Raw genomic sequence first — 15,278 nt, forward strand, 5'->3', positions numbered from 1 at the left:
ATTCCTTCTCACTCCGCAACGATCTTCACTGGCAGATGGGTCAATGACTGTCCCGGAGCTGAAGTGGCCAGATTATTCTCCAGATCAAAGGACTCCACCGGTTCAATCCGAGCAATCTTCTCCACAAATGCTGTCAAGGCAATGCTTAGTTCCATTCTTGCCAGCGGGGCCCCTAGACAAAAGTGTGGGCCATTACCAAAGGTAAGATGTCTTTTGTTATTACGACGATGAATATTCAGCTCAAAGGGGTCTTCAAACATCTGCTCATCCATATTGGCTGCACTCATCCAGGAGATGACAACATCTCCTTTTTTCAAATCCACTCCGAGCAGTTGATTATCCTGCTTTACTGTCCGATGCCGCTTGGCATTATGGAACCTATAACGAAGCATTTCTTCCACTGCGAGCGGAACCCATTCGGGGTTCTGCCTGAGTTGGCCATACAAGCTCGGGTCATCGTAGAGGAAGGAATAGAACGTATTTGAAACCATATGACTCGTTGTCTCTATACCGGCTCCAAGCAGAAGCATGGTCGTGCGAACAACCTCATCCTTCGTGAACTTCTCCCCCTCAACATCCACGTTCAACAGATCGGTAATGATATCCTCACCAGGATGAGTCCGTTTATGAACCACAATAGGATACAGGAATTGATAATACTCTTGAGCTGCAGTTTGCTTTTTCAGTTCACTCTCCTCAGCCGTCTTGGGATTGATGGGTTGAAACAGAATATCTACCCAGTTCTTGAATCGATGGCTGTCTGTAAGGGGGATGCCGAGCAGATCGGCCATAACCATCGAAGGCAGTGGAGCGGCCAACGCTTGAACAATATCAATGGTCGTATTTGGCTCAATATCGGCTACCAGCTGTTCTGCAATGTTGCGAATTCGTGGCTCCCAGTTTTTCAGACTACGCGGTGTAAAAGCAGCGGATAACAACGAACGACTTTTTTGATGACGGGGAGGATCGATACTTGATATGTTTAATTTGTCTGGAGGTGTGCCTTCATTGTTCTTTGCTCCAACGGCAATGGTCGTCCGGGTTCCTTCGGCCGAAAAATACTCATGATTACTGAGAACCTGCTTCACATCATCGTATCTGAACACATTCCATGTGTCTGTATCTTCGTGATAGTACACTGGTTGCTCAGAAAGCATTTTTCGAAACCAGTGAAGTGGGAAAAACTCTTCAGATCTCGACTGAAACCCCGTGATGTCCTCAACACGTATCACTTCTTTATACATTTGGAATCCACCTCTCAGCATAGTTTCGTGATTGGTTACATGGGTACCTGAATTGACAGTTCAGCACCTGATTCCATTTTATACCATTCGTTCATTTATTGATATAAACCATTTGAACTAAATCAGAAAAACCCCTTAATATAAGGGGTTTTCGTTTTATACGTATCGTATATTATTTCTGTCGATGTCTCAGTGAGATAAGCCATACGAGCCGATCAATCGCCTAGTTTCGCCAATGCTTCCTGTAGTTGCTCCAGTTGTTCAGACAGGGTTTCAATCAAGTTCTTCGTTTGGCTTACCTTCTCCATTAAGACTTGCTCTTCAGAACTGTCTTCCGATGCATTCCTGATTGGTGATGACTTCAATTCCGACAATTCGCTTTTGTATGTTTCTTGTTTCTCCAAAGCTATGCGCAGTTTTTCTTTTGTCGTACCGATCTGATGCTCCAGATATACGATATCGGACGAGTTCGCTCCATCGGATACACGTTGTGAATATGTCATGACTCACCTCTTTCAATTTCATCCATTGCTTTGCCAACAGTGTAGGACTCAATATCGATATCCAGCTCCATGCCGAGAGCTAGTTTCGCCAGTTGACTCCCGATAAAAGGACCCATGGTCAATCCAGAGGCTCCAAGTCCATTCGCGGTAATCAGACCTTGCCAGCCTGGGACAGCCCCCATTACTGGCAGAAAGCCAGGTGTGAACGGACGGAACCCAACTCTTACCTCCTGGAATGTGCTATTGGCTAGCCCCGGCGCCAGTTCCAGACCTTTATTCAAAACTTCCTGCATGCCCACTGCAGTGATTCTTGTATCATAACCCTCCACATCATTTTCATGAGTGGCACCAATCACGATCTTCTGTTGATCAAAGGCCAGCAGATATTGATCAGAAGGTGGCATGATCACAGGCCAGCGGCCTGTATCCTCCCCATCCGTGACATGTAGATGCATAATTTGTGCCTTTTGATAATGCACTTTAAAGTGTATGCCGAGTGGCTTCAGCAGTTCGTTGGCCCATGCACCTGCACAGACAACGACTTCATCTGCCAGGAAACTCTGATCATTAACACTCACACCAATGACCCGATCTGCTTCGAATTGAAGCGTGGCGTCTCCATGGATCACTTCCGCTCCATTTCGCTGTGCAGACCGGATCAATGCATCGCGCAGCGCTCTTCCATCTATACGTGCAGCACCACTGATATGTACCGATTGATAACGTTCATCCAGCAATGGAAAACGTTCACGGGTTTCTTTGTCATCTAGAGGTGTAATGTCGCCAATCTCCGGCGCATCTGCTTTGCGAAGACGGGCCCGCTCTTCCATCTTGTTGATTTTGTCCACGTCCGTATGAATACTAAGCGCGCCCACTTGAGCATAACCGGTTTCCGTTTCTCCTTCGGCTTTAAGCTCCGCTATGATGCCAGGATAGAACCGCGCACCTGCCTTGGCGAGCTGATACCAGTCCTGATTGCGACGCTGTGACAGCCATGGACAGATGATACCGGCAGCTGCATCCGTTGCCTGTCCTATATCTTTTCGATCTACGATGATGACCTCTGCGCCATGTTTGGCTAATTGATAGGCTGTTGATGCCCCCAGAATACCCGATCCGACTACGATGACTTTCTTCATGTTTGCATCCCTTTCCTTAATCACTCATTCGTTATAGCGTATACCGTTTCGCATTCTGTTGGCAAGGCAGGCGTACTTTTAGATCCATAAATAGAGGCTGATCAGACTACAGTTCATACTCATTCATCCAATTAATAATCGTTGAAGCATTTATATGAAAACGTTTTATATATTGCTCGTCATTAAATTAAAATTATTCCATTTATGTAATATAATTCTTTCTAGGTTTCTTTTAACACTGTAACCACGCCACTTACGCACATGATCCTTTAACGAAAAGAGGAATAACACGACGATGCCGAAACCTAGTATGGGGAATCCGCTGGATACCGATATGCCGCTCATGATTACAGGGCAAAACCAGTTGACCGTTGATGAATTGATGAATTGGAGCGACCATTCGCGGGATTACAGCATTGTACAGTGCATCGGAGGAACAGGGCGAATCGCAGCAAAGAATCATGAATTTTCGATCAAAAAAGGGACCGCTCTCATTTTGTTCCCGGAGGTAACCTACCGTTACCACAATCTGAGTGATTCATTACGATTTGATTGTCTGTCTTTCAATGGCTATTTATTGCCACGGTTCTTGCATACCTTGCAGATCGGGGAGCTGCGCGCCTTCAAGCCGGATGGAATGCTTCATATCCTGTTGCGTGAAATTACGTTGGCGCTGCAGTCCCGGCACAAGGATCAGATCTGGCACGTATCCGCATTACTGTACATGCTTTTGGTCAGATTAACCATTGAAGGTGAACGCTATAGTGCTTACGAACGTTCTGATGCCCGATTAAGATTGGATGAACTCATTACTTTTATCAAACAAAATTATCATGAGGATATTTCTCTCCCCTTGTTGGCTGAGCAGATGGACGTTACCGAGCAGCACCTCAATCGGATATTCAAAAAAGAATTTCAAATGACTCCATTGGAGTATCTGATGCGATATCGGTTGTTGAAAGCCAAGGAAATGCTCATCGAAAATAACGCTACGACCGCTCATGAAATAGCCAAAGCCGTTGGTTTCAACAGTGCCAGTTACTTTGGATCAGTGTTCAAAAAATACGAAGGGATCTCCCCTATCGAGCTACGCAAGCAGTATCTGGATTAAAGCGCCTCCATATCGATCTCGGCCAGCGAGGATAACCGCAGTTCATGCATGGCGAATTCCAGACCACGCGTTACCTCGTTAGGTACGATGATACAACGAATACCTGCCGCATTGGCTGCCTTCAAGCCATTAGGTGAGTCTTCGAACACAATCGCTTCGGAAGCCTCGATCCCAAGACTCTGGAGAGCAAGAAGGTACAGTTCAGGGTCCGGTTTCACTCGTTTCACATCCTCGGATGTATGAACGACTGTGAAATAATCGAAAATGCCTAATTTCTGCAAGTAACCATGCACCCAGTCCCGTGTGGAGCTGGAAGCAACCGCTAGCTGAATCCCCTTTTCCCTCGCAGACTGAAGCAATTCATATACCCCCGGAAGAATGGCAGCCTGTCCCAAATAGACTTCGTATTTCTGTTCAGAGAGAAGTTTGATATGATCATGATCTATCTTTTTTTGGAGCGCTTGCTCCAGATACAGAAATGGATGAAACTCCTCAAAGGATGTCCCCACATTTTTCGACCATAGCTCCAGACCAAGTTCCACTCCGTGCTCTTCATAAATATCCCGAAACGCATAATACCAAGGTGTCTCTGTATCAACAATGAGTCCATCAAAATCAAATATAAATGCTTTTACCATGAACCTGTTCTCCCTCCAGTGATCGGCCAGGGGAGCGGATTAGAAACGTGCGGTCAAGTCCGGATGAGTAACGTTCACGGATAAAAAGTGACACGTACAGCCCGTTCCAGTCGGCGACTGAACAACTAATCCAGCTCGAAGTTCCCCTTGTATCGGCATGCCGAAATAACGAATTAGTTTCCACTCATCCCCATCGGGTGAATAAAAGAATGATATGCAGCCCTCTACTTTGCGTATACGCAAATAGGGATTAGGTATGGAGACTTCCACCGAATTACAATCATCGGATGAACCATCACGTGTCACCACCGACACGATGGTAGGCACTTTTCCATCATACTCAAAACAAATTTTGCACCAGTTACGATCATCCGCCATCACCATCAGGCATCCGGAATCATATTGATTTTTCATATCAACGGTTAATTGGGTTGTGATTTCGAAATCGCCAGGCACAGGCATGGACAGAAATGGTGCGGTTGCACGAATGTGCTTGCCCGCAGGGTCTTGGAAAAAGTCGGTGTCCGCCTTCGCTTCCACCAGCACACCTCCCTGATCGGTATAGGACCAGCTTTCGGGTTCGTTCATCCAGCTCCATTGCTTCCGCGCTTCTGTTGTCATTACGTTAGTCATTTGTTAGTAGCCTCCCAAGTTAAAATATGTTCTAGAGGTAGTTCTATTTTTTTCTGTACTACATATTCGCTCCAGATACAGTAAACCCCTTTTTCTACATATTTTTGTAAGGTTCCAGCACTTGGGAGTGCTTTTGCGGATCTGGCAGGAAGAACATAATGACCATGAGTACGACATATAGACCAAGAATGACACTGAACAATAGTGTTGGATTGTGATGGTAGAGCAGGCCCGTCAGGTAACCGGATGGAATGGCTGTAAGCGTCATGACGGTCTGCACGGCCGAGAACATATCGGCTTTCTCATGCGTACCCAATCGGTTCATCAGCAGGGAATCCCGGTACGTCTGCAAAATGAAGTTCCCCGCAGCAAGCACGATTAGCGTGAGAAACAACATGCCTATATTCCCCACAGGGATCAACAGAAACAGAATGGCTCCGGCCGTGCTAAGCACGATGGAAAAACCAACATACTTTTCTTCCGAACGCCGTTTCAATCGCGGAATGATGACCAGATAGAGCAGCATGACGGTTACCGCAGTCACTACTGGGATAAACGAAATAACACGGTCATCAAATTTCAACTGTTCCTTGAAGAAAATGACCTGGAAGAAATTCAGCTGTAAAATCAGATTGGATAACACCGTGATCAGAATAATCGGAAAAAGTCTTCGTTTGTAGAACGATTTTCCAAACAGGCGCAGACTGGAACCCAAGCTCTGAAGCACGCGGGTTTTACTATGCAATCCCATAAGTTCCTTGCCGACCTCGGTCTCATCCGTGTATCGGTTACGAATGAAGAACATGGCGGTCATGAGGATGCCCCCGACAAAGTAAATAGTGGCGAGTGTAGGCACAATACCATAATCAGCAATGACCACCCCGGCAATTGGCGTGAGTACCCCAGCCCCTGTAATAATCATGTTGAGAATGGCAAATACCTTGGAACGTTTGTGTTCCTCCACATCCTCTATGATCAGACAGTTAAAGGCGACCGTTACAAACTTGGATGTTGCGTTCAGTAAGTAGGCGATCAGGAACAGCCAGAAGTTCTGGGAGAAGGCCCAGATGAACATGGGAACACTCCAAGCAAGCAGATCAAAGATCAGTGTTGTTCGTTTCCGGCCCAGCTTATTCGTAATGGAACCCGCAAACAATTGAAAGATAAAGGCAAAATAAAGATTCACCGAATTGATTAAACCGATTTCTATGTCCGAAAGTCCGGCTTCCTTCATATATAAAGGAGCGTAAAAGAGAACGATCGTGCCCGGAATGGCCCATACCGGTTCGAGTAAAATGGAGTAGCGTGGATTCTTCGGCAAATCTTGAAGCAATTTCAATCGATATCCCTTCCTTCTGCGGTTTTCACCGCTGCGAATTCAAACTTCTCGCAGCGGCAAACCCGCTAATGTCTACATGCTTATAGGATAAGAGCTGTTTTGACCGAATTCATCGGCAACTTCTCTCCAGTGTGCATGTCATAACCAATCGTTCCATTAAAGGCCTGTTCATAATCACTCAGCAGTTCCTTGGCTGTCACCATCTGTTCCAGTTCCGGGATGCTTTGGGCAAATTTCAGTGCCGTACTGATCATCGAGTGATTAGCAACTGCACCGATGATACTAATGCCATCATTAATCACGGCTGTTGATTTGAACGTCACCTCATAGCTGTCGTCATATCCCATAGGAATAATTTTGCCGCCTTTGGCAATCAGCTCAAACCCTACATGAAGTTGGTTACCAACCGCGTCCACTACAATATCAAACTTTTTGTTATTATTGATCTCGTATACTTTATCCAGTGTCAGATCCTGAGGATAAAACACATGATCCGCGATTCCTGAAGCGAACTCTTTGCGGTATGGATCAACTTCCGTACCTACAGTAAGCCTTGCCAATCGTTTGCTAACAAGTTGACACAGGGAACCGATTGCACCAGAACCGAGGACTAGTACAGAGTCACTTGGCTTAGTCCCTGCCTTCATGAACGTCTGAAGTACACATCCCAGTGGTTCGATCATCATGGCCGTTTCCCAACTCATGGAATCCGGGATGGCATAGATATACTTTTCGTCCCCGACAAAATATTCAGCAAAGGTTCCGTGTGTCGTCATCCCTACTTGATAGTCATCAAAATTCTCGCAGTAGATGAACAGACCCTCACGGCAGTATGAGCAGGTACCGCAAGATTGCGTGGGATCAACCAATACCCGATCACCGATCTTGAAACCACGAACGTCGTCGCCCACCTCAACCACTGTGCCTACGCCTTCATGACCAATGATCGTTCCTTTATTCGCCGGCACTTTGCCTTTGACAATATTCAGATCTGTCCCGCAGATGCCGGAACCATAGATTTTAATTTTTACCTGGTTTGGCTTTTGAATGGTTGGCTCCTCAATCTCCTGGTAAGTCACCTGTTTGAGATCCTGATATACGAGTGCTTTCATTGAATAATTCCTCCTAGTCGATTGTCGATTATGATCTATGGATTAAGCTTCAAACGTTTTCGAAAGTTGCATCGCATGAAGATGTTCCTGCTTCTGAATCTCTTTCCAGTCTGACAGGATCTGTAACAGCGCTTCCTCGACCCACAGCAATTCTTCCCGTGTATGGGCATCAGAGAAAATAAAGTAACCCTTGGTGAAAATGCCGAAGTGAGCCATTCTCTTCACCATGAACTCGCGGAAAGGGTCTGTCTGGAAGTTATCTTCAGCCAGGGATTGAATGCAGAAGCTTGCATACGTCCCTCTCACTTCCAATTGATCCGTCAATCCGAGTAATACAAGTTCAGATTCCAGACGATCCATGATCCGGGTTGCCGGATCACGCCAAGTCGGCCATACTTTCGCATTTTTCATTAATCGTTCACAGGCAATGGCTGCTGCGAGCGCTGTCGTTTCACTGGAATGGGCATTACTGAATCTGACCTGTCCTGACAAAGACATCAAGTGCTCAGGCCCCATAACCGCTGCGAGCGGTAAACCGTTGGCCATACCTTTAGAGATACAGAGCAGATCAGGCCAGATGTCATATTCTCCTGCTGTAGCCTGCTTGCCCATTCGAATACCGGAAGTTACCTCATCGAATATGATAATGATGTCCAGAGACCGACATAGGTTTACGGCTTGCTCCAGCGCGTCCTTTTTCCACTCGTTGGGGCATAGAACAATACATGCGATATCCTCGGGAGACGCGGTAATCTGAGCCTCAATTCGCTCCGTAGTAGGCTTGTTAACCCAGATCGTTGAACGCTCGATATCCACCGGTATGCCACGTTCTTTTGTCTGGCCACCATAATAACCGTAGGCAGACCAGTCGTGCCACCCATGATAAGCTGTCGCAATAACCTTGCTTTTGCCACTAGCGGCACGGGCCAGACGCACGGCCCCACTCACTGCATCGGCACCACTCTTGGTGAAGCGCAGCGATGGATAACGCCCCTCGAACCGCTCCAGAATCAACTCGGCACATTCAAGCTCGATGTCGGCAGGTAAAGAAAAGCTTGTCCCTTTTTTCAACTGGTGAATGACGGTTAGTTGGACTTCATGTCTGGCATGGCCCCATGGCGCCGTACCCATGGCCATTTCGCAATCCAGCCATTCATTCCCGTCGATATCTGTAAATCGGGAGTTGTAAGCCTCTGCACAACATACGGGTGTATGCCCGGGAAATAAACGTTCAGGTGCTTTGGCTAAAGTGCTGCATCCGCTCGGAATTACCTTTTCGACTTGTTCCAACCACTCCAGATTCCGGGTAAATCGTACGGCACGATCGAGCGTGCTCTCTTTTTCTTTCACCTTAAGTACCTCCCTGTTTATTTTCGTTGTGAGTGAATTACCGAACTTTGGTTCCAGGCCAGCATCCATCGTATATGCGATCCATCGTGATCACATTGCCATACAGATCGATGATCAGATCCTTGGCTCGATGAGCATGTCTCATCTCAATCCAGTAGCGGTTCTCCAGCAAACGGGCGAAATTGTCCACCAAAAACAGTAACCGGTTCTCACTATGAATCAATTCCTTGCCCAGTACCTGTGGCAGCCAGATGGCCCCGTTGGAATTAAAGCGGTTTGAATAGTCCCGTACTTCGGCTACATTTGCAAATTCGGCTTCCTCCAGCTTGTTCCAGAATGTATCGGCATCACTTCGAACCTCGGCAAGGTCAATCCCGACAATCGGCAGATGCTGGTATTCCTCTTGGCTTTCCAGCTGTGCTTTCAGATGACTGAAAACGAATGGCCACACATCAGCCTCGATTTGACCGCCCCACTTTTTCCAGAATCGTGCCAGATTGTTCTTCCGGTTGAAGTTGCGGTGAATGCCGCTGCTGCGTTCCCAGTGATATGCTTGAATATTCGGATTAATGACTGTATCGTATCCGGCAGCTCGTGCCCGCATCTGATAATCAAAGTCCTCGTATCCGTTAAAGAACTTCTCATCGAGGTTGCCGATGGTCTCATACACCTCCCGCTTCATGCCAAACATGGCAAACACCACCAGTTGAACAGAGAAGGTTTCTTTTGGGATATCATCAGGTGATGCGTTCAGGAACAGGTGTCGGCCGATGGTGTCCGCAAAAGCAATGCCGCAATGCTGCACGCCTCCTGTTTGCGGATACAACAGAACGCCCCCAATCATGCCAATCGTAATATCGCTATCCAGTGTCTCTTTCATCATCGGTTGCCAGTTCGGTTGAAGAATGGTATCAGAATCCAGGAAGAAAATGTATTCTCCCTTGGCAAGACTCAGTGCGCTATTAATCGACACGGCGCAACCGAGTGGAAAATCATGCTGAAGAATCTCGATGGTCACACCTTCTCTTACGTCTTGCTTCAGTTTATCCAGATGTTGAAAGACTGCTGAGCCGGAACCATCGTTGATGAAAATAATCTGAGTGGATGGGCTTACCGTCCGGAGTAGCGAATCTGTGAACAGGTTCAAAATGTTATAGTCCTGGTTGACTGGCACAATAATGGTGTAAAGCATGGAATCCCTCCTGATTTGGGTTGATGGAATGAGTAAATAAGCTGATTTTGAACTGCACAATTGAAGGTATTTCTGCCCGGCCCCCTCACTTGAATATTTTGTCTTTATTTGGTAATGATTTGAATCTACTAGAAATTTATATCATTTTTTGTAAACTGAAAATCTTAAATTCTGAACTCTGTTAATATTTGAATATGTGAGAAAATCAAGTTTTTGTAGCTTGCGCACTGAGAAACGCTGTTGTGAACGCAAAAAAACACCCTCAGAGAGTCTCCGTTCCTCATGTAACGGATTCTCTCTGAAGGTGTTAAATTGTTCATCAAGCTCAAATTATGAATCACTTTATCTACAGTTGAATCTCTACATTTTTGTCCGGATCGCTGTATTTATAGATGCCCGGATTCAGTTCAATATGTCCATCAAATGGAATATCTTTGTAGGTGTCTATATGAATTTTTACAGGTGTCATCCCTTGGGGGTTAATTTCAGGAACGACTTCTTTGCCATTGATCCGAAGCATTGTTTGGTTAACACCTCTGAAACTAGGCGTTTTGGAATATGACTCTACAATTAATTTCTCCCCATTCTTATAATAAGAGAATTGTATTTCAAGTCCATCGACAGTGAGTTTGGTGTACTGCTTTTGTTTCTTGGGTTCATTTAAATGAATCCAGTTTTTAGTTGTATCTCGTTTCTGAACAATGGCATCTTTTAAGATGAGTTTCATTGGAACATCAGACCAGTTTTGATACCACTCAGGAGATTCAAAATGAAACAATTGCTGATTATTTTCAGAACGCCCCCCTTTCGTGGTTTGCACCCCTGTGATTGTTTTATCATCTATAATCATCTGAATCGATTTATATTGAACAATACCTTCTGTATATGAACCTTCTTCATCAATTAAAATCTGAAGATTCAATGGAGTAATCACAAGTTGATCTAAAGTAACACCGGTTTTTGCTTGGAATTCAGGATTGGTATACAGTTTTTTCGTATATATCGCCTCACTTGCTTTTTTCCCATTTGCGACAAAATCGAATTTCCAAGTACCTGTCAATCGTTTTGCTGCTTCAACATAATTGAAATGAAGGTTCGCATTCGCCCAATCCGCTTCCGATATATCAAATACCTGTTCAATCAACAATCCTTTTTCTTCGTTAGGCAAGATGGTCGGAATAGCATCTACAACCTGGGCCCCGGTATGAACTCTCAAGTGAGGATTGACGCTTTCCAAATCTGATGCTGCTACCTCGACTTTATAACGGATGACCGTTTGATTATCTGCATGTCTAACCGATTCAATATGAATCGCCGGAAACTGTGAAACACCAGTAACCATTGATTCTCCAGTATGTTGATTAGATTTCAGGAAAATATCCCTATCCCGATAAAGGATAAGATTCTTTGCTTCGAATGTAAACTCTTTGGTACCACCTTTTAAAGTATCAGCTGTTTCATAGATCCCAATGAGTTTCTGACTATCAGGATCGTGCCCCAAATAACCATATACGTTCGCTCTCGCATCGGATCCTCCTATTATAGTATTTTCCTCAGTCGCAAATCCACTATATGGAGAAAGATCGATTGATGTGTCCAGAGATATGAGCATTTTCATTTTTTCTCCATCTGTTACAACACCGCTTAAATTCATTGTCACACCTGAATTAGCGGACTGAAGATCATATTGCTGACCGATACCATTATTTATTGCGCTTGCAACGCCCCGGCCTCCGATTCGATCCCAATCAATCGTCATACTGGCGAATACAGGAATAGCAACAAGTAAGAAAAAAGTAAAAATGATGCTTATAGGAATTGCTTTAGCTCGATATCCAGCAGGCTTTTGTGAAGAATTCAGATTGACTCGTCGTTTATGTGCTTCTTTTTCAATGGTTGTCCACATCAAGTCATAATCCGGAGGAGATATGTTTTTTTCCTTATTAGAATACTGATTCATTATTACTCAGCTCCTTTAGTTGAGGTTCAACCATTTTATTGAGAAGTTTTAACCCTTTGTTTAATCTGGATTTTGCAGTCCCTTCAGGTATGTTCATAACTTTAGATATCTCAGGTACAGTCAAATCATTGATAAATCGAAGGACAACAACCATCCTAATCTTGTCAGGAAGCCCACTATATAATCCTCGTAGCTCTTCTTTTGTTTCCCTATGGTACACACCCTCTTCCACAGGGTTATAACTCTGGGATTTGGACAACAAATAATGCCGCATTTCTTTCAACCATCCAGATTTCCGTCTTCTCATAACGTTATGACACTCATTTGAAGCAATCCGCAATATCCATGATTTCATGTTCCTTACCTTAGTTCTGTCAGCCAAAATAACTTTGACAAATACTTCTTGGCAAATGTCCTCGGCATCTGCTTGATTCTTCATCAGATAATAACAGAAGTAATAAACTTGCTCTTTGTACAATTCAAAAATTTCTCTGTCAGTCATTCTATCCCCCCCTTTGCCGTGTTTTCATTAATAAGACAAATAATGTTATGTAATCGTTCATTTTGTTTATAGTTGGTTTTGCTAAATTCACGGATACCTAGAATAGATTAGTTCAATATCGCTGTTTGAACAGGTCTATATACATGTAAACAAGCAAAAAAAGCCGCTAAATTAGCGACTTTATGAAATCATTTGGTCATCGAGTAACGAGCTGATGCTGTTGAGTTAATCTCACCCCTATTTTCATCTCTGCTTAAATCCATGATAAAACGTATCCACCACAAGCGCAGGGGCTGCTTTTCTCGCGATATGACCACTTACAACCTGCTGCCACGTCAGGAACATGATGGAATACAGCACATCGACAATCCAGGTTTTATCGAGATCGGAGCGGAAATAACCTTTCTGTTGTAACAGACCGACCGCATGGAGTACCGGTTCTCTTAGTTTCAGATCTGCTCCCTCAATCTCGGGATTATAGTTAATGGTGGTGTCATGAGCCAGAAAATAAATTTTGTCGCCTAATGGAATCAGCGCCTCGATCAGCTCAGGTATGTACTTTTCACAGTGCTCCTCATCCAGTTGGATTTCTTTCATGGTCTCACTGACCACCTCGATTGCGCGTAATCCGAGATATACCATGAGCTGTTCGCGGCTTTCCACGTATCGATGTAACGTAGCGATCCCGATTTTTGCAGATTCTGCAATCTCATTCATGGATGCATTCGGTTTTTCAATCAGCAATTTGGTGGCCTCGTCCAAAATGGAATGAAGCCTGGTTTGTTTGATTGTTGTCATTTCCTTTTTCATTGGTATTACACCTCTTGGCGAATTAGTCTACAATTGATCTAGTCATCCATCATATGATTGGATGAGATTATAAAATTATAGCATATATTCTCACGATATCGCATTTTGAACGTAACAAGTCACCTCTTATATATGTACTATAAATATAAAGCTTAAAAGCCGCCATTTGGCGGCTCTTAACATGGTTATCTTTCACGTTACTTACAGTTCGATAATTCTTGTTGCAATATTTGTACAAAATTCACGATCATGCTCTACAAAAAGCAGGGTTGGCGAGTATTCCAGCAATAAGTCTTCGATCTGCATACGTGAAATGACATCTACAAAGTTGAGTGGTTCATCCCAAATATGCAGATGAGCTTTCTCACTAAGACTTTTAGCAATGAGCACTTTCTTTTTTTGACCTGCGCTAAACGTTGAGATATCTTTCTCCAATTGCAGTCTGGAAAAATCCAACTTTCGAAGTATCGATTTAAACAGGCTTTCATCAACCCCCTGTGTGGCCGCATACTCAGATAAATGCCCTCCGAGATCGGACGTGTCCTGCGACACATACGAGATTTTAAGCTGATGATCCTTACGGAAAAGACCTGTATAAGGGATATCTTCACCACAGATCAGTTTAAGAATGCTTGATTTTCCAGATCCATTTTTACCGTACAGGGCAATACGATCCCCTTTTTCAACCGTGATACTGACATTCTTACACACCGTATTGGAGCCGTATGATATCGACACATGTTCCAATTCTACAAGTTCCTGCTTGTGAAAATCCAGCTGATGAATCTGTAAACGTTCTACACTCTCGATGTTCTTGAGAAGTTTGGATTTCTCTTGAATCGCAGATTGCTGCCTTTGTTCGATATTTTTGGAACGTTTCATCATTTTGGCAACCTTGTGCCCAATATATCCTTTATCCACCTTGGAGCCGGAATTTCTCGTACCATTTTTGGTCTTTTCAACTTCATGCGACCATCCACCGGTCCTTTTGGCTGAATCGGATAAACGCTTGATATCCTTTATTAATTTCTCATTACTCGCAAGTTCAAACTGATCTTGCCTTCTTTTATTTTCCCACCAAGCGGAGAAATTGCCTTTCTGAATCTCGATGTTACTTTTATTGATGGAAATGATATGGTCCACGCTGTGATCCAGAAACGCCCGATCGTGAGATACCAAAATAAATCCACTCTTGCTACCAAGATAATTACTGACGATTTGTCTTGCATGGAGATCAAGATGATTGGTAGGTTCATCTATGAGCAGAAACCGATTATCCTTCAGGAACAAAGCAACCAGCATCACCTTTGTTTGTTCTCCGTTGGATAACGTATCAAAAGGCCGATACAACACATCTTCAGACACTTTTAACAGGTTAAGCTCGCGCACAACTTGCCAGTGTAGATATTCAGAATGAATCTCGCCGATGACATCAACGGTCATGGCTCCCTTATTTTCTACCTGGAAAGGAAAGTATTCAAAGCTAACATTCGCAGAGATATGTCCGCTGTATTCATATTTGCCAAGCAACAGATTGAGGAAAGTCGTTTTGCCTCTGCCGTTCCTTCCGGTAAAACCCAATTTCCAATCGGAGTCCAACTGAAAACTAACATTTTCAAATATATTATCGTAACTGCCTTCATAAGCAAAGGTCAGGTTGGTAACGTTGATTAAAGACATGCATATCATCCTTTTTATGTGAAATATAAAAGTAAACTGACGGGATTTCACCATAGAACATGGCA

The 15,278-nt window shown here is 44.2% G+C and carries 14 protein-coding genes; 1 reads left to right on the top strand and 13 read right to left on the bottom strand.

Annotated elements, in window-relative coordinates; genetic code table 11:
- Window positions 1-8 precede the first annotated feature (8 nt).
- The 3 genes from AC1DE7_RS06940 to AC1DE7_RS06950 all read right to left on the bottom strand — a co-directional run bounded on the left by AC1DE7_RS06940 (window position 9) and on the right by AC1DE7_RS06950 (window position 2,886).
- Window positions 9-1,244 (bottom strand): cytochrome P450, encoded by a 1,236-nt coding sequence (locus tag AC1DE7_RS06940; RefSeq protein ID WP_477533998.1) that lies wholly within the window; start codon window positions 1,242-1,244, stop codon window positions 9-11.
- Between the two features lie 215 nt (window positions 1,245-1,459).
- A complete protein-coding gene (locus AC1DE7_RS06945; protein WP_477533999.1) occupies window positions 1,460-1,747 on the bottom strand; it encodes a hypothetical protein in 288 nt (95 codons plus the stop codon).
- A complete protein-coding gene (locus tag AC1DE7_RS06950; protein ID WP_477534000.1) occupies window positions 1,744-2,886 on the bottom strand; it encodes an NAD(P)/FAD-dependent oxidoreductase in 1,143 nt (380 codons plus the stop codon). Before AC1DE7_RS06950 ends, AC1DE7_RS06945 begins: the two co-directional genes overlap by 4 nt.
- Before the next feature lie 295 nt (window positions 2,887-3,181).
- Between AC1DE7_RS06950 and AC1DE7_RS06955 the strand changes: the two genes are divergently transcribed.
- Window positions 3,182-3,997, top strand: a complete 816-nt coding sequence (locus tag AC1DE7_RS06955) for an AraC family transcriptional regulator (protein WP_339286765.1) — start codon at window positions 3,182-3,184, stop codon at window positions 3,995-3,997.
- Here the strand turns inward: AC1DE7_RS06955 and AC1DE7_RS06960 are convergent.
- From AC1DE7_RS06960 to abc-f, 10 genes are all read right to left on the bottom strand, one after another.
- Entirely contained in the window at window positions 3,994-4,635 is a 642-nt protein-coding gene (locus AC1DE7_RS06960; RefSeq protein ID WP_127548321.1) for an HAD family hydrolase, read from the bottom strand. The genes AC1DE7_RS06955 and AC1DE7_RS06960 overlap by 4 nt on opposite strands.
- Window positions 4,636-4,674: 39 nt before the next feature.
- Window positions 4,675-5,268 (bottom strand): DUF1349 domain-containing protein, encoded by a 594-nt coding sequence (locus tag AC1DE7_RS06965; protein WP_477534001.1) that lies wholly within the window; start codon window positions 5,266-5,268, stop codon window positions 4,675-4,677.
- A gap of 94 nt (window positions 5,269-5,362) precedes the next feature.
- The gene (locus AC1DE7_RS06970; protein ID WP_101314042.1) at window positions 5,363-6,607 is read right to left on the bottom strand and encodes an MFS transporter; all 1,245 of its coding nucleotides are present in this window, start codon (window positions 6,605-6,607) and stop codon (window positions 5,363-5,365) included.
- Window positions 6,608-6,687: 80 nt separating this feature from the next.
- Window positions 6,688-7,719: a zinc-dependent alcohol dehydrogenase gene (locus tag AC1DE7_RS06975; protein ID WP_036608226.1), complete on the bottom strand. Its 1,032-nt coding sequence runs from the start codon at window positions 7,717-7,719 to the stop codon at window positions 6,688-6,690.
- A 42-nt stretch (window positions 7,720-7,761) separates the two neighbouring features.
- Window positions 7,762-9,069, bottom strand: a complete 1,308-nt coding sequence (locus tag AC1DE7_RS06980; protein WP_036670800.1) for an aminotransferase class III-fold pyridoxal phosphate-dependent enzyme — start codon at window positions 9,067-9,069, stop codon at window positions 7,762-7,764.
- A gap of 37 nt (window positions 9,070-9,106) precedes the next feature.
- Window positions 9,107-10,261, bottom strand: a complete 1,155-nt coding sequence (locus tag AC1DE7_RS06985) for a glycosyltransferase family 2 protein (protein WP_315372923.1) — start codon at window positions 10,259-10,261, stop codon at window positions 9,107-9,109.
- Between the two features lie 346 nt (window positions 10,262-10,607).
- Window positions 10,608-12,221: a DUF4179 domain-containing protein gene (locus AC1DE7_RS06990; RefSeq protein WP_477534002.1), complete on the bottom strand. Its 1,614-nt coding sequence runs from the start codon at window positions 12,219-12,221 to the stop codon at window positions 10,608-10,610.
- On the bottom strand, window positions 12,205-12,723 hold the full coding sequence (locus AC1DE7_RS06995) for an RNA polymerase sigma factor (protein ID WP_036670797.1): 519 nt from the start codon (window positions 12,721-12,723) through the stop codon (window positions 12,205-12,207). Before AC1DE7_RS06995 ends, AC1DE7_RS06990 begins: the two co-directional genes overlap by 17 nt.
- A 243-nt stretch (window positions 12,724-12,966) precedes the next feature.
- Window positions 12,967-13,533, bottom strand: a complete 567-nt coding sequence (locus AC1DE7_RS07000) for a TetR/AcrR family transcriptional regulator (RefSeq protein ID WP_036608234.1) — start codon at window positions 13,531-13,533, stop codon at window positions 12,967-12,969.
- Between the two features lie 201 nt (window positions 13,534-13,734).
- Window positions 13,735-15,213 carry a ribosomal protection-like ABC-F family protein gene (abc-f, locus tag AC1DE7_RS07005; RefSeq protein WP_477534003.1) on the bottom strand — a complete coding sequence of 493 codons (1,479 nt, stop codon included), beginning with the start codon at window positions 15,211-15,213 and terminating at the stop codon, window positions 13,735-13,737.
- Window positions 15,214-15,278: the final 65 nt, after the last annotated feature.

This window comes from Paenibacillus sp. 10L310, assembly GCF_056395745.1.

Coding starts and splice junctions, on each gene's coding strand:
- AC1DE7_RS06965 (WP_477534001.1), bottom strand. CDS start 5,268: ATGACTAACGTAATGACAACAGAAGCGCGGAAGCAATGGAGCTGGATG.
- AC1DE7_RS06950 (WP_477534000.1), bottom strand. CDS start 2,886: ATGAAGAAAGTCATCGTAGTCGGATCGGGTATTCTGGGGGCATCAACA.
- abc-f (WP_477534003.1), bottom strand. CDS start 15,213: ATGTCTTTAATCAACGTTACCAACCTGACCTTTGCTTATGAAGGCAGT.
- AC1DE7_RS06995 (WP_036670797.1), bottom strand. CDS start 12,723: ATGACTGACAGAGAAATTTTTGAATTGTACAAAGAGCAAGTTTATTAC.
- AC1DE7_RS06940 (WP_477533998.1), bottom strand. CDS start 1,244: ATGTATAAAGAAGTGATACGTGTTGAGGACATCACGGGGTTTCAGTCG.
- AC1DE7_RS06990 (WP_477534002.1), bottom strand. CDS start 12,221: ATGAATCAGTATTCTAATAAGGAAAAAAACATATCTCCTCCGGATTAT.
- AC1DE7_RS07000 (WP_036608234.1), bottom strand. CDS start 13,533: ATGAAAAAGGAAATGACAACAATCAAACAAACCAGGCTTCATTCCATT.
- AC1DE7_RS06955 (WP_339286765.1), top strand. CDS start 3,182: ATGCCGAAACCTAGTATGGGGAATCCGCTGGATACCGATATGCCGCTC.
- AC1DE7_RS06960 (WP_127548321.1), bottom strand. CDS start 4,635: ATGGTAAAAGCATTTATATTTGATTTTGATGGACTCATTGTTGATACA.
- AC1DE7_RS06985 (WP_315372923.1), bottom strand. CDS start 10,261: ATGCTTTACACCATTATTGTGCCAGTCAACCAGGACTATAACATTTTG.
- AC1DE7_RS06945 (WP_477533999.1), bottom strand. CDS start 1,747: ATGACATATTCACAACGTGTATCCGATGGAGCGAACTCGTCCGATATC.
- AC1DE7_RS06975 (WP_036608226.1), bottom strand. CDS start 7,719: ATGAAAGCACTCGTATATCAGGATCTCAAACAGGTGACTTACCAGGAG.